General features: G+C 59.7%; 20 protein-coding genes and 1 pseudogene. 11 read left to right on the top strand and 10 right to left on the bottom strand.

The window, feature by feature from the left end; all coding sequences use genetic code 11:
* The first annotated feature begins 207 nt into the window (after positions 1–207).
* Positions 208–1,227 (top strand): branched-chain amino acid aminotransferase, encoded by a 1,020-nt coding sequence (locus ACI514_RS07120; RefSeq protein ID WP_053121443.1) that lies wholly within the window; start codon positions 208–210, stop codon positions 1,225–1,227.
* Between the two features lie 189 nt (positions 1,228–1,416).
* Here the strand turns inward: ACI514_RS07120 and ACI514_RS07115 are convergent, their stop codons facing one another.
* From ACI514_RS07115 to ACI514_RS07105, 3 genes are all read right to left on the bottom strand, one after another.
* Positions 1,417–2,334: a TIGR03915 family putative DNA repair protein gene (locus ACI514_RS07115; protein ID WP_405123376.1), complete on the bottom strand. Its 918-nt coding sequence runs from the start codon at positions 2,332–2,334 to the stop codon at positions 1,417–1,419.
* Complete coding sequence (locus ACI514_RS07110; RefSeq protein ID WP_160058540.1) at positions 2,331–3,551, bottom strand: putative DNA modification/repair radical SAM protein; 1,221 nt, start codon at positions 3,549–3,551, stop codon at positions 2,331–2,333. Before ACI514_RS07110 ends, ACI514_RS07115 begins: the two co-directional genes overlap by 4 nt.
* Before the next feature lie 147 nt (positions 3,552–3,698).
* Positions 3,699–4,457 carry an ArsR/SmtB family transcription factor gene (locus tag ACI514_RS07105; protein WP_405123375.1) on the bottom strand — a complete coding sequence of 253 codons (759 nt, stop codon included), beginning with the start codon at positions 4,455–4,457 and terminating at the stop codon, positions 3,699–3,701.
* A 79-nt stretch (positions 4,458–4,536) separates the two neighbouring features.
* Between ACI514_RS07105 and ACI514_RS07100 the strand changes: the two genes are divergently transcribed.
* Positions 4,537–5,640 carry a cytochrome P450 gene (locus ACI514_RS07100; RefSeq protein ID WP_405123374.1) on the top strand — a complete coding sequence of 368 codons (1,104 nt, stop codon included), beginning with the start codon at positions 4,537–4,539 and terminating at the stop codon, positions 5,638–5,640.
* Between the two features lie 130 nt (positions 5,641–5,770).
* On the opposite strand, the gene ACI514_RS07095 is transcribed toward ACI514_RS07100, so the two are convergent.
* Positions 5,771–7,090: an Nramp family divalent metal transporter gene (locus ACI514_RS07095; protein WP_405123373.1), complete on the bottom strand. Its 1,320-nt coding sequence runs from the start codon at positions 7,088–7,090 to the stop codon at positions 5,771–5,773.
* Positions 7,091–7,162: 72 nt separating this feature from the next.
* The gene (locus tag ACI514_RS07090; RefSeq protein WP_405123372.1) at positions 7,163–7,699 is read right to left on the bottom strand and encodes a chalcone isomerase family protein; all 537 of its coding nucleotides are present in this window, start codon (positions 7,697–7,699) and stop codon (positions 7,163–7,165) included.
* A gap of 147 nt (positions 7,700–7,846) precedes the next feature.
* Here ACI514_RS07090 and ACI514_RS07085 point away from each other — a divergent pair, with 147 nt between their 5' ends.
* A complete protein-coding gene (locus ACI514_RS07085; protein ID WP_405123371.1) occupies positions 7,847–8,620 on the top strand; it encodes a hypothetical protein in 774 nt (257 codons plus the stop codon).
* A gap of 84 nt (positions 8,621–8,704) precedes the next feature.
* Positions 8,705–9,262, top strand: a complete 558-nt coding sequence (locus tag ACI514_RS07080; RefSeq protein ID WP_405123370.1) for a hypothetical protein — start codon at positions 8,705–8,707, stop codon at positions 9,260–9,262.
* On the opposite strand, the gene ACI514_RS07075 is transcribed toward ACI514_RS07080, so the two are convergent.
* From ACI514_RS07075 to ACI514_RS07060, 4 genes are all read right to left on the bottom strand, one after another.
* Positions 9,252–9,968, bottom strand: coding sequence for an alpha/beta hydrolase (locus ACI514_RS07075; RefSeq protein ID WP_095048003.1), 717 nt, complete (start codon positions 9,966–9,968; stop codon positions 9,252–9,254). The two genes, ACI514_RS07080 and ACI514_RS07075, sit on opposite strands and share 11 nt — an antisense overlap.
* A 181-nt stretch (positions 9,969–10,149) precedes the next feature.
* Positions 10,150–11,262, bottom strand: a complete 1,113-nt coding sequence (locus ACI514_RS07070; protein WP_405123369.1) for a succinylglutamate desuccinylase/aspartoacylase family protein — start codon at positions 11,260–11,262, stop codon at positions 10,150–10,152.
* Between the two features lie 198 nt (positions 11,263–11,460).
* Complete coding sequence (locus ACI514_RS07065) at positions 11,461–12,240, bottom strand: ABC transporter substrate-binding protein (protein WP_016775210.1); 780 nt, start codon at positions 12,238–12,240, stop codon at positions 11,461–11,463.
* A gap of 247 nt (positions 12,241–12,487) precedes the next feature.
* The gene (locus ACI514_RS07060) at positions 12,488–12,916 is read right to left on the bottom strand and encodes a rhodanese-like domain-containing protein (RefSeq protein WP_405123368.1); all 429 of its coding nucleotides are present in this window, start codon (positions 12,914–12,916) and stop codon (positions 12,488–12,490) included.
* 101 nt (positions 12,917–13,017) lie between these two features.
* Between ACI514_RS07060 and ftrA the strand changes: the two genes are divergently transcribed.
* The 5 genes and pseudogenes from ftrA to ACI514_RS07035 all read left to right on the top strand — a co-directional run bounded on the left by ftrA (position 13,018) and on the right by ACI514_RS07035 (position 15,999).
* Positions 13,018–13,992: a transcriptional regulator FtrA gene (gene ftrA / locus ACI514_RS07055; protein WP_405123367.1), complete on the top strand. Its 975-nt coding sequence runs from the start codon at positions 13,018–13,020 to the stop codon at positions 13,990–13,992.
* Between the two features lie 438 nt (positions 13,993–14,430).
* Positions 14,431–14,810: pseudogene (locus tag ACI514_RS07050) on the top strand (DUF6124 family protein).
* Between the two features lie 2 nt (positions 14,811–14,812).
* Positions 14,813–15,082, top strand: coding sequence for a hypothetical protein (locus ACI514_RS07045; RefSeq protein ID WP_160058551.1), 270 nt, complete (start codon positions 14,813–14,815; stop codon positions 15,080–15,082).
* Positions 15,083–15,360: 278 nt separating this feature from the next.
* Complete coding sequence (locus ACI514_RS07040; protein ID WP_405123366.1) at positions 15,361–15,684, top strand: type II toxin-antitoxin system RelE/ParE family toxin; 324 nt, start codon at positions 15,361–15,363, stop codon at positions 15,682–15,684.
* A 3-nt stretch (positions 15,685–15,687) separates the two neighbouring features.
* Complete coding sequence (locus ACI514_RS07035) at positions 15,688–15,999, top strand: helix-turn-helix domain-containing protein (protein WP_405123365.1); 312 nt, start codon at positions 15,688–15,690, stop codon at positions 15,997–15,999.
* Between the two features lie 88 nt (positions 16,000–16,087).
* Here ACI514_RS07035 and ACI514_RS07030 read toward each other — a convergent pair whose 3' ends face one another.
* On the bottom strand, positions 16,088–16,426 hold the full coding sequence (locus ACI514_RS07030; protein ID WP_160058554.1) for an FKBP-type peptidyl-prolyl cis-trans isomerase: 339 nt from the start codon (positions 16,424–16,426) through the stop codon (positions 16,088–16,090).
* A gap of 142 nt (positions 16,427–16,568) precedes the next feature.
* On the opposite strand from ACI514_RS07030, the gene ACI514_RS07025 reads away from it, so the two are divergent.
* Together ACI514_RS07025 and ACI514_RS07020 are read left to right on the top strand one after the other, a co-directional pair.
* A complete protein-coding gene (locus ACI514_RS07025) occupies positions 16,569–17,630 on the top strand; it encodes a M4 family metallopeptidase (protein WP_160058555.1) in 1,062 nt (353 codons plus the stop codon).
* Positions 17,627–17,938 carry a protealysin inhibitor emfourin gene (locus tag ACI514_RS07020; protein WP_405123364.1) on the top strand — a complete coding sequence of 104 codons (312 nt, stop codon included), beginning with the start codon at positions 17,627–17,629 and terminating at the stop codon, positions 17,936–17,938. Before ACI514_RS07025 ends, ACI514_RS07020 begins: the two co-directional genes overlap by 4 nt.
* Positions 17,939–17,974 lie beyond the last annotated feature (36 nt).

Below are 17,974 nucleotides of genomic sequence, written 5' to 3'. Positions count from 1 at the left end.
AGAGGTTCGCCGATTCCGTAGGAGCTGCCGCAGGCTGCGATCTTTTCAGCGATGAAAGACGATTTTTCATAAGCAGGCTAATAAATCTGCTTATCCCCCCATCGTCCGGGCTGCGAAACCGCTCAAGAATGAAGTATTGTTGTGCCCATCCAAAAAACGTCAGAAGCCTTGAACCGTTTCGACGGTTGTTCAGTGATAGAGGGTGTCATGGGTAACGAAAGCATCAATTGGGACAAGCTGGGTTTTGACTACATCAAGACCGACAAACGCTATCTGTCGTACTTTCGCGATGGCGAGTGGGACAAAGGCACCCTGACCGAAGATAACGTGCTGCACATCAGCGAAGGCTCGACAGCCCTTCACTATGGCCAGCAGTGCTTCGAAGGAATGAAGGCCTATCGTTGCAAGGACGGATCGATCAACCTGTTCCGCCCCGACCAGAATGCCCTGCGCATGCAGCGCAGCTGCGCGCGTCTGCTGATGCCGACGGTCGACACCGAGCAGTTCATCGAAGCCTGTAAAGAAGTGGTTCGTGCCAACGAGCGTTTCATCCCGCCATACGGCACTGGCGGCGCGCTGTACCTGCGTCCGTTCGTGATCGGTGTCGGTGACAACATCGGCGTGCGCACTGCACCCGAGTTCATCTTCTCGATCTTCTGCATCCCGGTCGGCGCCTACTTCAAGGGCGGCCTGACCCCGCATAACTTCCAGATCTCCAGCTACGACCGCGCCGCCCCACAAGGGACCGGCGCTGCCAAGGTCGGTGGCAACTACGCTGCCAGCCTGATGCCGGGCTCGAAAGCGAAGAAAGCCAACTTTGCCGACGCGATCTACCTGGACCCGATGACCCACACCAAGATCGAAGAAGTCGGCTCGGCCAACTTCTTCGGGATCACCCACGACAACAAGTTCATCACCCCGAACTCGCCGTCCGTTCTGCCAGGCATCACCCGCCTGTCGCTGATCGAACTGGCGAAATCGCGTCTGGGCCTGGAAGTGGTTGAAGGCGACGTACTGATCGACAAACTGTCGGACTTCAAAGAAGCCGGCGCTTGCGGTACTGCTGCGGTGATCACCCCGATCGGTGGGATCAGCTACAACGACCATCTGCATGTGTTCCACAGTGAAACCGAAGTCGGCCCGGTGACCCAGAAGCTCTACAAAGAGCTGACTGGCGTACAGACCGGCGACATCGAAGCGCCAGCAGGCTGGATCGTCAAGGTTTGATCTGACGGCTGCTGATAGAGAAAAGCCCTCCACCGAGTGATTGGTGGGGGGCTTTTTTTATGGCGTTTGGCGCAGTATTTGTGGCGTGCTTGAGATTTTCCCCCCTCACCCCAGCCCTCTCCCCCAAGGGGGCGAGGGGGAAGGGAGCCGATCTTCGTGGAATTCGAAATCGAAGTTCGACGAGAACTTTCAGGTCGATGTCGTACGGGAGAACACCTCGGTCAGTCCCCTCTCCCTACGGGCGGTCCGACGTTTCGGGAGGGTTAGGGTGAGGGTAGGCTTTTCGCTCTTCAAGGCAATCCGTTTACCAAGTCGATCAGCAATCCCACTCGCCTGCCCATTCTGCTGCTTGCCCATCCGCGCCTGCGTAATCAACCCGGGAATCAACTCCCCCTCCGGCAGATTCTTCCAGAACCGCGCCGGCAAATGCCCCTGCATGACCTTCTCGTTCAACCGCGCTGGATTAAAGATGTGGCTGTAATAAGTCAGCCACAGATCACCATGAGGATCATCGACATTCTGCGCCAACTCCTGCCATTCCACCGGGCATTGCCGTTGATGGATCAGTTGCTCGCCATCGTAATAGACCCCGTCACGCGGGGTGGCGATCAACCAGCGATGGAGGCCCATTCGCCCGATGAAGTGCTCGCTGGCGCTGTGCAGAATGTCGTGGGCCGGCTCATGCCACGCCACATATTGCGGACCCGCGCTGGATAACGGGCGTTCGATGAAGCGCACAAATGCATGCAGATGATGGGCTTCGCGATTGACTTGTTTGATCCGTCGCTGCAACTCGCTGCCGAGTTTGTCCCCGGCCATCATCGCCGTGCGGTCGCCATGGCTGACGCGCCACAACACTTCATACAACAGGCTCCAGCGTTGATCGCCGCGATAGCGCGAGGCCTGTTCCAGCGTGTCGAGCAGCGCTCGCGGAATACGTGCCTGAAACGGCCCCTGCCCTTCAGGCACCGGCTCATCACTGGCAAACAGATCAGCCACGCCTTGCGTAGCCCAACTCACCAGACTCGGATCGACTTCGTGGCTCAGCAGCCAGCGCGCCTGCTGGCGCCAAGTGTCGAACAGATCATCGCAATCGAGATTGATCATCCCCACAGCCCCATCTGCTGCGGCGTTGGCCGGTCGCGCAGTTGCTGATAGAGCAAATGGCTGGTGACCTCGGCCTGCTGCGGGTGATAGTCGCTGGTGATGATGAACGGCTTGGCCTTGGCCAGCACACAGCGCATGCGCGCAACGTCTTCGTAACGGATGCGCCGCTGGCGGCGCAGCTCGACCAGACGCTCGGTGGTGCGCAGGCCGATACCGGGAATACGCGCAATCAGGGAAGCTTCGGCACGGTTCAGATCCAGCGGGAACACTTCACGATTCTGCAGCGCCCAGGCCAGTTTCGGGTCGATGTCCAGCGCCAGATTGCCCGGGCCCTTGAGCAACTCATCGGCGCTGTAGCCATAACTGCGCAAGAGAAAATCGGCCTGATACAAACGGTGCTCACGCATCAGCGGCGGCGCGGCCAGCGGCACGCTTTTCGGGCTGTCGGGGATCGGGCTGAAGGCCGAATAGTAGACCCGGCGCAAACGGAAATTGCCGTACAAGGCCTGGGCGCTGTGGAGGATGGTGCTGTCGTCGGTGTCGTCGGCGCCGACAATCAACTGTGTGCTCTGCCCGGCCGGGGCGAACTTCGCCGAGCGCGGTTCGTTCAACACGGTCTGCACGCCGGTGTAGATGGTGTTCATCGCCTGTTTGATCGAAGTGATGTCCTTCTCCGGCGCCAACACTTGCAGGCTGGCATCGGTCGGCAGCTCGATGTTGACGCTCAGGCGATCAGCGTAGCGCCCCGCCTCTTCGATCAATGCCGGATCGGCTTCGGGAATGGTCTTGAGATGGATGTAGCCGCGAAACTCATGTTCTTCGCGCAGCAGCTTCGCCACCCGCACCAGTTGCTCCATGGTGTAGTCCGCCGAGCGAATAATGCCAGAGCTGAGAAACAGCCCGCTGACGCAGTTGCGCCGGTAGAAATCCATGGTCAGCGCGACGACTTCCTCAGGAGTGAAGCGTGCGCGGGGTACATCGCTGGAGCGGCGGTTGACGCAGTACTGGCAGTCGTAAAGACAGAAGTTGGTCAGCAGAATCTTCAACAACGACACGCAACGGCCGTCCGGCGTGTAGCTGTGGCAGATGCCCATGCCATCGGTCGATCCCAACCCGCTCTTGCCCTCGGAGCTGCGCTTGGGCGCGCCGCTGCTCGCGCAGGAGGCGTCGTACTTGGCGGCGTCGGCGAGGATGCTCAGCTTGTCGATGATTTGCATGGCGCGGGCTCTATACTGTTTGCATATACAGTATAGGGTCGACTGCGGTGATACAAGGTGGCAAATGCGCCCCTCGTCGGTCAGAAGCTGAAAATCAAAAGATCGCAGCCTTCGGCAGTTCCTACATGGATTGGGTAGGGTCGAGGTTTATCGGGTGTACACGATTCCCGTAGGAGCTGCCGCAGGCTGCGATCTTTTGATCTGCCCGTCTACCGGCCACTCAACGCCAAACCGCGAACCGATCTCCTTGCGCCCCAGCGCCGTCAACGCCAACGCCCGACTGTCCAGATCCTGTGTCACCCACTTGCGCTTCAACGCGGTCTGCAACAGCGCCGCCCCCAGCGAACCACCGAGATGCGGCCGGCGCATGCTCCAGTCCAGGCACGGGCAGGCAAACTTGCGGCGCAGGGTCGTCAAATCCTGCACTTCGATGCCCAATCCAATAAACAACGCCTCGCCACTTTCACTCAAGCGATACGCCTGCTCGTCGGTCGCCACCAACCAACCGCCCTCGATCAAACGGTCATGCAACAACACCGCCAGGGTCCCGGCCATGTGGTCGTAGCAAGTGCGGGCGAATTGCAGGCGATCCGGCGTATGCGCCTTGAACCTCGGCGCGGCGTTCTGGCCAATCACCATCAACGCTTCCAGCGCCTGCGCCACGCGCTGATCGGCGAGGCTGTAATAACGATGACGGCCCTGCACATGCAGGCGCACCAAAGCCAGATCCTTGAGTTTCGCCAGGTGCACACTGGCGGTCGAGGCGCTGACTTCGGCGATCGTCGCCAGCTCCGTGCTGGTGCGGGCGTGGCCGTCCATCAGTGAACAGAGGATTTTCGTTCGCGCCGGTTCGGCTATGGCGGCGGCCACTTGGGAAACGCCGATGTCTTGATGTTCTGCGTGCATAGTTCGCTCCCGGACGAATCATCGTCGTTGCGCAGTGGAGATAGTAGCAACACTTTCCCCGCCGACAAGGATGCAAACCATGAACCCGATCAGCGCCGCAACGCATGCCGACCCTTATCCCTACTACGCGGAACTGCGCGCAGCAGGTGGACTGACGTTTTATCCGGATCTGAAACTGTGGGTCGCCAGCAGCGCCCGTGCGGTGTGTGCGGTGTTGGCCCACGCCGATTGCCGCGTGCGTCCGGCGCAAGAACCCGTACCCAAAGCGATTGCAAAAGGCATGGCCGGCAAAGTCTTTGGCCAACTGATGCGCATGAATGACGGTGAACGCCAGCGCTGTCCGCGTTCGGCCATCGAGCCTGAGCTGGCAGCGCTGGACCTTGAACCAATCAATGCTTTGGTCGCCGCGCGGCTGATCACAGCGGACGCCGACGGAGTGTACAAGGCAATGTTTCGTGGCCCGGTGTGCGTGGTCGCGGCGCTTTTGGGATTCACGCCGGCGCAGGCGCGGGTGGTCAGTGAACTGACGGCGGACTTCGTCGCCTGCCTGTCGCCGTTGAGCAATGACCTGCAACTGGCCGCAGCAGATGCGGCGGCCGAACACCTGCGCGGCTACTTCAACGAACTGCTCGCCGAACCCGCCAGCGATTTGTTCAGCGCGTTCCAGCAGCGCTTTACCGGGCATGAAGAAACCCTGATCGCCAACCTGATCGGCCTCTGTTCGCAGACGTTCGAAGCCTGCGCCGGACTGATCGGCAACACGCTGTTGGCGTTACGTCGTCAGCCGGCGTTACGCGGCGAATCCATCGAAGCACTGCTCAACGAAGTCCAGCGCTTCGACCCGCCGGTGCAGAACACCCGACGCTTTGTCGCCGCGTCCTGTGAGATCGCCGGTGTGCGGGTCGAAGCAGGCGACGCGATTCTGGTGCTGCTGGCCTCGGCCAATCGTGATCCAGCGCTCAACGAACGGCCGGAGGAGTTTCTGCCGCAGCGCGAGGACCGCCGCAGTTTCAGTTTCGGCAGTGGTCGGCATCAGTGTCCGGGGCAAGCGTTGGCGATGAGTATTGCCGGAGCTACGGTGCGGGAAATACTCGCAAAGGGCATCGATCTGAATTGCCTGAACTGGCACTACAGGCCCTCGCTCAATGGGCGCATTCCAGTGTTCAGCGATATGTGCGCCTGACAGTCCGCCTTCGCGAGCAAGCTCGCTCCCACAGGGTTATCAGGTGTGCACACTATTGTGGTCACCCGATAGCTAATGTGGGAGCGAGCCTGCTCGCGAAGAGGCCGGCCCAGTCACTGCAAATGCTGGATCAAGCCGCCCACTGCAAAATCAACCAGCTGTTAGCGCCACTGATCACCACAAACAACCCCCAAGCCAGCACCCGAGTTGGCCAGCGATTCACAAACGGCCCCATCAACTTTTTATCATTGGTCATGCGGATCAATGGATACAGGGCAAACGGCAATTGCAGGCTCAACACCACCTGACTCAGCACCAGCAACTTGCCAATCGCGTTATCGCCCATCAGCCACACGCCGATAAACGCTGGAATCAACGCCAGCCCGCGAGTGATCAAGCGCCGCTGCCAGCAGGGGATCCGCAGGTTCAGGTACCCCTCCATGATCACCTGGCCGGCGATGGTGCCAGTGAAGGTCGAACTCTGCCCCGATGCGAGCAACGCGACGCCGAACAACACGCTGGCCAGCGCGCCGCCGACCAGCGGATCGAGCAAGTGGTAAGCGTCCTGAATGTCCACCACGTCGGTGTGCCCGGACTGGTGAAACGCCGCTGCGGCGAGAATCAGGATCGCCGCGTTGACCAGCAACGCCAGGGCCAGCGAACCGATGGTGTCGATACGCGCCAGTTTCACCGCGTCCTGCTTGCTCGCCAGGTCCTTGCCGATCATCCGCGTCTGCACGATCGAGGTGTGCAGATAGAGGTTATGCGGCATCACCGTCGCACCGAGAATACCGATGGCCAAGTACAACGGCGCCGCCTCGCCAATTGCCGCCAGCGACGGTTTGAAACCTTGGGCGACGTCAGGCCAGTAGGGTTTGATCAGCAGCAGTTCAACGAAGAAACACACGCCGATGGTTGCGACCAACACCAGCATGATCGCCTCAAGCCTGCGGAAACCGCGATTTTGCAGCGCCAGCACCAGCAAGGTATCGAACGCCGTCAGGGCAATGCCGAAGGTCAGCGAACAGCCAAGCAGCAAGTGGAACGCCAATGCGCAGCCGAGCACTTCGGCCAGATCGGTGGCGATGATCGAGATTTCCGCCAGCACCCACTGCAGCCGTGCAGTCGGCGTGCTGTAGCGCTCGCGGGACAGTTGCGCCAGATCGCGCCCGGTGGCGATGCCCAGCCGCGAACACAGACATTGCACGACCATGCCCGCCAGACTCGCCAGCAACACCACAAACAACAGGCTGTAGCCAAAGCGTGAACCGGCCTCGATCGCGGTGGCCCAGTTGCCCGGATCCATGTAGCCGATCGACACCAGCAACCCGGGACCGGCAAAACGCAGCACGCGTTTGAAGAACGCGGCATTAGGGTCAACCGCAACACTACCAGCCACTTCCGGCGGGCAAAACGGCGCGGTGGCGATTTTGGGCAAACTGAATTTCACGCACACATCCAGAAACAAGTCGGAAAGACGCAGCTTAGAGGTTTCCGCCACAGCCTTGAAGCGCAAAAGAATCTATCGACTCACCCCCAACAACTGTTCGCGCAACTCCGGACTGCGCGTGCGCGGATCCAGCCAGATATCGAAAAACGCGCGGGCAAACAGCGGGTCATCAATCTCATGCTGCAACTGCTGACCGACAAAAAACCGCGCGCCCTGCCCCGGCAGATACACGCCGGTAATCCGCGTGCCGGCCTGCACATCGACGAACGATTGCTGCATCTGGATCTGCCAACCGGCCAATTGCGCCGGGCTGACGCGGCCATCGGCCAGGCGTTTGATTTCGTCGACGCTGGCCTTGACCAGGTCGTCGCGGGAAATGCTGCGGCGGTAGATCAACTCCAGCGCAAACGGCTGACCGTCGACCAAGGGCCGCGCAGCACTCCACAGGCGCGCGTTGTAGACATCGAACCCGAACACGCTGAAATCACCGGTGCCGATGATCTGCGCGCCGGGCACGGCGTCCTGCCAATTGGCCCAGGTCGGCGTCAGCAACAACGCCCACAAGCCGATGCCGCAGCATCCTCGCACCAGCTTCGGTGTTCTTCTCATCGCGGCATCGACTCCGGTAAACCCTGATACACACAGCATAGCCGGGTATCGCCCTCGATACTTTGTATACAAAAACTGCGCACATAGGCAGCAATCGCCGATCGACAATGCTAACGTGGCGAACCTTCAACGGATGGAGACTCCTGCGTGCTGATCCTCAAACTGCTGCTGATTCCCGGTTTTCTGCTGCTGATTTCCCTGGCGGGCAAACGCTGGGGGCCGAGCGTGGCCGGGTGGCTGTCGGGATTGCCGGTGGTGGTCGGGCCGATTCTGTTTTTCCTCGCCATCGAACAGGGCTCAGCGTTTGCAGCGCAGTCGGCGGTGGCGGCGTTATCGGCGATGTTCGCGATGATTGCGTTCTGCATCACCTACGCGCAGGTCGCGCAGCGAGCGAACTGGCCGTTGGCGTTGGCGGCATCGCTGTCGGTGTGGGCCATCATTGCGTGGGTGTTGTCGCTGATCCCGGCGTCACTGCCGTTTTCCGTGGCGGCGGCGGCAATTGCGCTGCTGGCATCGCCATACCTGTTTCCCACGGTGCAACCGGTGTTGAACGGCCCGGCGCCGAAGTCGGACAAGCTGATCTGGCGGATGATCGCTGGTGCCGCATTGACGCTGGTGGTGACGATGCTTGCCAGCACCGTCGGCGAGCGCTGGAGCGGTTTGCTCGCGGTGTTCCCGGTACTCGGCAGTGTGATGGCGGTGTTCTCGCAACAAACGCGCGGCCCGGCATTTACCGCCGCATTGTTACGTGCGACGGCGACCGGCATGTATTCGTTTTCGGCGTTTTGTCTGGTCTCGGCGCTGACCTTGCCAAGCATGGGGCTGAGTGGATTCGCCGTCGGTGTCGCGGTGTCGGTGGCCATGCTCGGCGTAACCAAACGCCTGTTGGCCCGTCCGTTGGCGAAAGCGCAGGCGCAGTAACCGCTCAGACGATTCGCGCTGGAACGCCCGCCCTCCTCCGTGGGATGATCGCCCGCCTCGCGCGACCATCCACCGGAGATTCACATGTCATTGTTGAGCAAAAAAGCCGTCGTCCTGCTGGTGGCGGCCCTCGCCGGTTTCGGCGCCCTTCACGCGCAAGCGGCCAAGGAAAAAGCCACCGCCGAGAAAGTCTCGATGCTCGATGGCAAGTTCACTTTTGTGCTGCCTAAAGGTTTCATCACCGACCCGCTGCCGGCCAGCCCGAGCGGGACCAAGGGCACGATGTACACCAACGAGGCCACAAAAACCGTGGTCATTACCGCTGAAAACCAAATCCCCGAAGGCCAGCACGTCAAGGACAACGACGGCCAGTTCCTCGACAGCACCGTCTCGAGCTTCATCGACGACCAACGCAAGGCCCTGCCGGACTTCAACAAACTCAGCGAAAAAAGCCTGACCCAGAAAGGCACCGGCCTTGGCCTGCGTCAGGTCGACAGCACCGCGACCCAGGGCGGTGGCCAGACCCTCAACACCACGCTGATGGCCGGCTCCGGCACGAAGATGGCGTTGGTGCAGGTGATCTCCCGCGCCAGCGACAAGAAAGGTCACGATGCTTTGGTGAAAACCATCCTCAAGGATTGAGCTGCTGCAGCCAGCCACTCAAGTCGCGCAGCTCGGCCGCACTGATACTGTGGCCGACGCCGGGATAGGCATGGAACTGCGGCTTGTAACCGAGTTTCTGTAGTTGCGTGTTGGCCTCGGTGCCGTTTTTATACGGCACCGGATCATCGGCGGTGCCGTGGCCGATAAAGATACTCAGCGGCAACGGCTGCTGCTCGCCTTTGAGTTCAGCTTTCAACACTGGCAATAAACGCCCGCTCAACGCAGCGATCCCGCCGACAGCGACTGGCGGCCGCAGCCCCACTTCGTAGGTCATCATCGCGCCCTGGCTGAAACCGATCAGGTACACCTTGCTCGGGGTGGTGTGATATTTCTGCGCCGCTTGCGCGACAAAATCGCGCAGTTTCTGGCCACTGACTTTCAGATCATCGGTCTCGCCGTTGTAGGCACCTTCGCCTTTCTTGCGAAACCACTGGAAACGTCCTTCGCCCAACGACAACGGCGCCTGCACCGACAGGTAGTTGTATTGCGCCGGGAGCTGGAATTTCATGCCGATCAGATCGGCTTCGTTACTACCGTAGCCGTGAAGAAAAATCACCAACGGACGCGCCTCGGCGTCGGCGTGCACCTGTTCGATGTACTTGAGTGGCAGATCGGATTGCAGCGTGGTTTGCGCCTGCACGGCGCTGGACGCCAGTAGGGTCAAGAGAGCAAAGACCTTCAACATAGAGCCTTCCTTCACGGAGTGTCGGGTTCGGGGGGAGCCTAACATCCTCGGCCGAGGATCCAAATTCGGTGGTGTTGCTGATGCCGCCATCGCGAGCAGGCTCACTCCTACATTTGGAATGCGTTCCCCTGTAGGAGTGAGCCTGCTCGCGATTAGGCCATTAGCCCCAACGGAGATCCGGTCAGTCGTTGGTCAATTTGCCCGTCCGAAACGCCACCCGCCCCGCCACTTTCGCCTGCCAGATCCCCGGCTCGGTATAGCGCCCGCGATCCAGCGCAAACAACACGCCACTGGTGCCGGCACGCACGGTGGTCACTCGATCCTGCAACGGATCCACCACCTCAAACAACGCATCGCCCTTCTCCACCCACTCGCCGGCATTGCGCAGGAAACTGACCACACCATGGTGCGGCGCGAACAGGTATTCGGTGCCCTCGAACGGCAGGCCTTCGCAGCACTCGCTCGGCGCCGCCGGCCACTCGCCGCTGATGAACCCCTGCTCCGCGAGAAAACCGAGAATCGCTTCACAATTGGCCTGCGCCTGATCGACCCGGGTGTCGCCCATGCTGCCCAGTTCCAGCGTGGTCGCCAGGTTCGCTGCTGGAATCGCGGCATTCGGGAACGCCCGCGCCAGACGCAGCCACGGCGTCGAGCAGGATTCATCGAACGAACTGCCGCCGGAATCCTCACACAGCAATGCCACGCCGGCTTTCAGACGCGCCGCCAACGATTGCCACTGTGGCCAGTGCTGCGGCAGCGCGTACAAGTGAATCGCCGCGTCGAAATCGCAATGCAGATCGAGGGTGATGTCGGCATCGCAGGCATGGCGCAGCAACAGACGATGCAAGGCTTGCAGTTGCGAGACCGGTGCCGGCAATTCATCGAACACCTGGCCCATCGCTTGGCGGATCAGCGCGACGTTGGCTTGGGCATCCGCGCCCAGACGCTCACCGATCAACGCCGCGACCGGGGCGCTGAGTTCGACGAAGGCACGGTTGAAGTTCTTGCCGCTGCCCAATTCGAAGCGGCCCATGTGCGCGCCTTGCACGTGTTGATCGAGGCCGATCGGGTTGGCCACCGGCACCAGCTCGATCACGCCCTGCAAACGGCCTTGCTGTTCCAGCGAATTGAGGCGTTGCTTGAGTTCCCACGCGGTGCGCATGCCCGGCAGTTCATCGGCGTGCAGGCTGGCCTGGATGTACACCTTGCGGGTGCCCGCGCCATAGCGAAACACGCTGAGCGAGCGCTCGCTGCCCAAGTGGCTCCAGGGCAGAACATGGTCGATGCGTTGCATGGGTAACTCCTCAATATCTGGATCACAAAGATCCCCTGTAGGAGTGAGCCTGCTCGCGATAGCGGTGGGTCAGCCAACACATTCATTGAATGACACACCGCTATCGCGAGCAGGCGAAGGCCTACAAGGGTCTCACCACAATTAGAGCGCAAAAAAAGTGGCCACCGCGCAAACGGGGCCACTTTTTTCTACGGCGTATTAATGGCCGTACACATCAAAGTCGAAGTATTTGTCCTGGACTTTCTTGTACTCGCCATTGGCGCGGATTTCGGTGATGGCTTTGTTGAATTGCTCGGCCAGCGCGGTATCGCCCTTGCGCACCGCAATGCCGGCGCCACCGCCGAAGTACTTGGCGTCTTCGTAGGTCGGGCCAACGAATTCGAAGCCTTTGCCGGCGTCGGTTTTCAGGAAACCGTCGCTGAGGTTGACCGAGTCGGCCAGCATCGCGTCGATACGCCCGGAAACCATGTCGAGGTTGGCTTCCTGCTGTGAGCCGTAACGCACCAGGTCGATCCCGGCTGGCACCAACACTTCAGTGGCGTAACGGTCGTGGGTACTGGCACGCAGCACACCGACTTTCTTGCCTTTGAGTTCGGTCAGCGGGTCTTTCACGCCCGAGCCTTCCTTCATCACGAAGCGCGCCGGGGTGTGGTAGTACTTGATGGTGAAATCGACGTTTTTCTTACGGTCATCGGTGATGGTCATCGACGACAGAATCGCGTCGATCTTCTTCACTTTCAGCGCCGGGATCAGGCCATCGAATTCCTGCTCGACCCAAGTGCATTTGACTTTCATCTGCGCGCACAGCGCATCGCCGATATCGACGTCGAAACCGGTGAGTTTGCCGTCAGGGGTTTTCATCGAGAATGGCGGGTAACCGGCTTCGATACCGATGCGGATCGGCTTGGCGTCTTCGGCCACAGCGGTCAGGGACAACATCGACAGTGCCAGGGCACCGAACATCACTAGCTTCTTCATTTATAACTCCTGTGTGCGGAGGCTTTTATTGGCAGCTTTCGATTCAGCGTTCGGTCATGGCCAATTGGCTACAAAAACCGAAGTGGCCGGCAGTCTATGGCGGCGCGCACAGGGTAAATTGTGTTTAAGCGACAAATACTTACGAAAGATCGGCGCACCGATTGACCGGGGTCAACGGGTGCGCCGTCGTGGTGCAAAGGCTGTAGGACAAGCGCTTTTTTTGCTCAGGAATTCTCTTAAACGGACGTCAGCATTCGCAGCCGATGGCGGTTTTGCCGACTTGCTCAACGCTCAGTTGAAAGCCTTCATCCAGCCATCCGGTAACGCCGCCGATCATCTCCTTAACCGGGTAACCCAGCGCCGCCAGTTTCATCGCTGCCTTGTTCGCGCCGTTGCAGTGCGGGCCAGCGCAATAGACCACGAACAGTGTGGTTTTCGGGTAACTCGCCAGTTCCGCCGCCGTCAGCAAACGGTTGGGGATGTTGATCGCGCCCGGCACATGCCCGCGCTCATAGGCCAGTGGTCCACGGACGTCGACCAGGACAAAATCAATCTCGCCAGCCTCTTGGCTGCTGAAGACGTCAGAACAATCGGTCTCGAAGGTCAGACGATTGCTGAAGTGCATCAGGGCAATCGCCGACGTAGCGGCAGGGATGTCGCGAACCAGACTGACCATGGGTGTTGCTCCTTTATCTGAACGGGTGTGAACAGACTTTATCGAGCGGTCGCTTGCGGCTACAGTGGCGCACAAGACACTCACCGGGAATTTTCCGCCAAATGCCGACATCACCAGGTCTGGTCGCAATTCTGGCCTACGACGGCCTCTGCACATTCGAGTTCGGCATCGCCGTGGAGGTCTTCGGCCTGACCCGGCCGGAGTTCGATTTCCCGTGGTACACCCACGCCATTGCGGCGGTCGATCAAGGCCCGATGCGCGCCTTGGGCGGGATTCAGGTGCTGGCCGATGGCGGTCTGGAATTGTTGGCCGAAGCGCGCACCATCATCATTCCCGGCTGGCGCGATCGCAGTGCGCCGGTGCCTCCAGCATTGATCGACGCGCTGTGCCAGGCCCATGCCCGAGGTGCGCGATTACTGTCGATCTGTTCCGGTGTATTTGTGCTGGCGGCCACCGGCCTGCTCGACGGCCACGGCGCCACCACCCATTGGCGGTACACGGCGGAACTGGCGCAGCGCTTCCCGGCGATTGCTGTCGATGCCGATGTGCTTTACGTCGATTCCGGTCAGTTGATCACTTCGGCCGGCAGCGCGGCCGGGATCGATGCCTGCCTGCATCTGGTGGCACGGGACTTCGGCACGCAAGTCGCCAACTCGGTGGCGCGGCGTCTGGTGATGTCGCCGCAACGTACTGGCGGTCAGGCGCAGTTCATTCCGACACCAGTCAGCCCTACCCCGCGCAATGATCTGTCGCGGGTGATGCAATGGGCGCGCGAGCGTTTGCATGAACCGCTGGAGGTGCGCGATCTGGCCAGTGAAGCGGCGATGAGTGAGCGTACGTTTCTGCGGCGGTTTACCGAGGCTAGCGGGCAGTCGCCCAAGGCGTGGTTGCAACATGAACGGTTGGCGCGGGCGCGGGAGTTGCTGGAGAGTACGCCGCATAACACTGAGCAGATTGCCGAGCGTTGCGGTTATCGGTCGGTGGAGAGTTTTCGTGTAGCGTTTCGCGGGGTGGTGGGGGTGCCGCCGTCGGTGTATCGGGAGCGGTTTGGGCGGGGTGTGAGGGTTGAATCCTGAGGTGATTTTGAAGGCGCCTTCGCGAGCAAGCTCGCTCCCACAGGGGGTACGCATTTCAAAGGTGGGAGCGAGCCTGCTCGCGAAGTCGCCCAGTCAAACGCAGCATCATTTAGACATCAGCCACAAGGCTACAGCGCCTTGCGCCTTTGCCTACAACTACGCCAGAATCCGCCGGCTTGTGCGGCTTGGGGGCTGCCGGTAACTTGGTTCGCGTCACTGAATGTTCAGTGATCGGGTTTAGTCGCTCGGTGGTTTATTGGCAGCATACAGTCCGTTCAGTCAGGCATTTTCGCGCCTGAGCTTAATGGTAGCTGTGCGCAGGGCGCCTTCGGGTGCGCCGGGACTGCTTAGAACCACCGGTCGACTAACCTGCGCATAGCTGCCACCCATTTGTTTAGTCGCAATGAACGTGTCGGCCTCATTAGAAGGTTCTAAGAAATGTTCAAAATAACGCCGAATCCGCCCGAAACAGACGCGGAAATCGATCCAAATCCAACGTCCCCCTATTCCACACCAGGCTCAAGAAAACTCCACGAAGCCGCCGAACGCGCCCTCGACCACTATCTGAAACCCACACCGCCTTCACCACCGCGCAAACCCAGCACCATGTTCCTCGTCGACCCGAACACCCCGCCGAAGACCTCATGGCCCACGCCTGCGAATCCATGGCCTCGGCCAGCATCATGCTCAGCGACTTCGCCGCCCTGCTCGACTCGCCCTACCGCAACACCGTGCTTGGCATCCAGCAAGTGGTCATGCTCGGCGAACTCGCGGTCAACCGCGCCCTCGACAAAATCGAACCCGCCCTGAGGCAATAAACATGTCCAACAAAACCGATGCACAAGTCGTCGCGGCACTGGTGGCCATGGGCTTCAATGAGCGGGACGGACGCTGGGCACAGAACGCCTGCCTGGTGCTGTTCGAAAGCGAACGCGAATCCATCGTCGCCTCCGCCGTCACCGCCCTTCCCCAACTCGATGAACTGGAAATCGACGCCGTGCTACCCGCATTGCGCCGCGTAACCCGCCGGTTCCCCTCACTGCAAAGAACCGTGGCCGACACACTGGCCGAGATGTCGCACGCGGCCTGATTGACCGCGTGATCGTTCTTCGCGAGCAGGCTCGCTCCCACACTAGATCTGCGGTGGCTCATGGTATTTGAGTACACCGCCGATCCAATGTGGGAGCGAGCCTGCTCTCGATGGCGTTCTTTCTGCCGACGGATATCTATAACTGCAATCCTCGCTTGATTTATATCCGTTCTGATATAACCTGTTATTAAAGTTCTTTCCGCCATTCCTTGCAACACAACGCTGCATCACGATTCCAACCGGGCGATTACGCTTTTCCTATCAACAAGGAGAAGTCGATGCCAAGACACAAGGATGTGAGGTTTGTCGGGAGTGCGCTTAAAGATCTGAAAGAATTCCCACCCGATACCCGCAGAGCAGCGGGGTTTCAGTTGGATCTCTTGCAGCAGGGCGACGAACCGTTTGATTGGCGGCCAATGAAAACGGTCGGACGGGGCGTCAACGAAATCAGAATCACCGAGGACTCAGGGGCGTTTCGAGTGTTCTACGTGGTCAGCCGACCTGAAGCGATCTATGTGCTGCACGCCATGCACAAGACCACGCGCAAAACTGAAACGCGAGATATCGAACTGGCACGCGCCAGATACCAGGAAATAAGGTAGACCATGATGGATCATCAAAATCTTTCCCAGCGCTATTCAAGTGTCTGGGATGCACTGGAAGACACGCCGCAGGATGCCGCCAATATGCGTCTGCGGGCTAAACTGATGCGCACGCTTTGCGAGACCATTCGAGCTTGGGAGCTTCCTCAAAAAGAAGCAGCCAAACGCTTGGGAATTACCCAGCCACGGCTTAACGATGTGCTCAATGGAAAAATCGACAAGTTCTCTTTGGATGCGCTGGTCAATTTGTCAGCCGCAGCAAAGCTGGAGGTAGACATCTGTTTCCCTTTGGGTCAACCGCTGCAATGGGCCTGATACAAAGCTGACTCGTCGCCAACATTTTGTACAAAAAAATGATGAGGGGGCATCGCCCCTCTCACGGCCAAAGCAGACCCTGCTCAACTCAATCCTCCCGCGTAAGCACTTCCAACAACTCAATCTCAAACACCAGATTCGAATTCGGCGGGATCTTGCCCATCGTCCGCTCGCCATACCCCAGATGCGCCGGCACCAGCAATTTACGTTTGCCCCCCACCTGCATCCCCATCAAGCCCTGATCCCAACCCTTGATCACCCGTCCGGTGCCAATCACGCACTGAAAAGGTTTGCCACGGCTGTAGGAAGAATCGAACTCGCTGCCGTCTTCCAGCCAGCCCGTGTATTGGGTGGTGATCAGCGCGCCTTTGACGGCGGCTTTGCCTTCGCCGATCTGAAGATCGATTACCTGTAGTTCATTGGTCATGTTCGTGGACTCTTTACGGTTGGCCCGATCGGGCGCGGATGGCGTTTTTCGCAGAATCCGCTGCCGATGGCAATCCATGGAACCGAAACACGCGCCATCGCTCACATGTTTATCGACATCGTATTAAGCCAGGGAAGCTCTGATGACCGACTCACTACTGCGCAGTTTTATTCCACCCTACATCCTCAACCGCATCATCGCTCATGGTTCAACGCCGCAGCGTACGGCAGCGATGCTCACGCTCAACCATGTACGCAGCCTGTTGCCCAATCCAGGTGCTCCCGCGCAACCGCCGGCACGGGCGATCCTGCCCGAGAAGAGCAAGCCCGGTCTGGCCGAACGCAGCGTGCATGATGCGCAGAACAAAATGCTCCTGCCGGGCAAGATCGTGCGGCTTGAGGGTCAACCGCCGAGTGGCGATGCGGCGGTCGACGAGGCTTACGACGCGCTGGGCGCCAGCTATGATTTCTTCTGGAAAGTGTTCGGTCGCGACTCGATCGACAATCAGGGCTTTGCCCTGATCGGCAGCGTGCATTACGGCCAGGGTTACGAAAACGCTTTCTGGAATGGCGCCCAAATGGTGTTCGGCGACGGTGATGGCGAAATCTTCCAACGCTTTACGCGCTCGCTCGACGTCATCGGCCATGAACTGGCCCACGGTGTGACCGAAAGCGAGGCCGGGCTGATTTATGCTAACCAGTCCGGCGCGTTGAACGAGTCGCTCTCGGATGTGTTCGGCGTCTTGACCAAGCAATACACGCTCGGCCAGACAGCCGAACAGGCAGACTGGTTGATCGGTGCCGACCTGCTGATGCCGAAGATCCAGGGCAAGGGCCTGCGCTCGATGTCGCACCCCGGAACGGCGTATGACGACCCGTTGCTGGGCAAGGATCCGCAACCGGATCATATGCGCAAATTCGTCATCACCAGCGAAGACAATGGCGGCGTGCATATCAATTCCGGCATTCCCAACCGCGCATTTTATCTGGCAGCCCGAGCGTTTGGCGGCTTCGCTTGGGAAAAGGCCGGACGAATCTGGTACGACACGCTTTGCGATAACCGCTTGAGCCAGGACGCAACGTTTGCCGGGTTCGCCCAGTTGACGGTCGAACATGCAGGCCAGCGCTTTGGCGCCAACGAAGTCGGTGCAGTGCAACAAGCATGGGCGCAGGTTGGCGTGGAAATAACTGAGGAGGTTGTATGAAAACGCTGCCTGAACTGGACGACAAATCCGTAGTACGCGTATCCCGCCAGGGTGGCGTGGCGGCGATTCATAGCCTGACCCGACCGCGAGAAATCGAATTCGCGCAATGCGACAGCAGCCAACGCTCAAGGATCTGCTCGGTGTTGGAGGGTTGCCTGCCCCTGGACAGCAGCGAATCCGGCCGTGGGGATGAGCGCTTTTATCAAATCGAAGTGAGTTATCGCTCGAAGAAAATGCTGCTCAAAGTGCCCGAAGACCAGGCACCTGAGAATCTGGTAATGCTCTGGGACAAGGGAGAGTTGTTATAAAGGCGAACGGTGAACAGCCAGCCATCCATGGCTGGT

The organism is Pseudomonas sp. M20 (genome assembly GCF_045037865.1).
Lineage (GTDB): Bacteria > Pseudomonadota > Gammaproteobacteria > Pseudomonadales > Pseudomonadaceae > Aquipseudomonas.
This window is presented reverse-complemented; position numbering and strand designations above follow the sequence as displayed.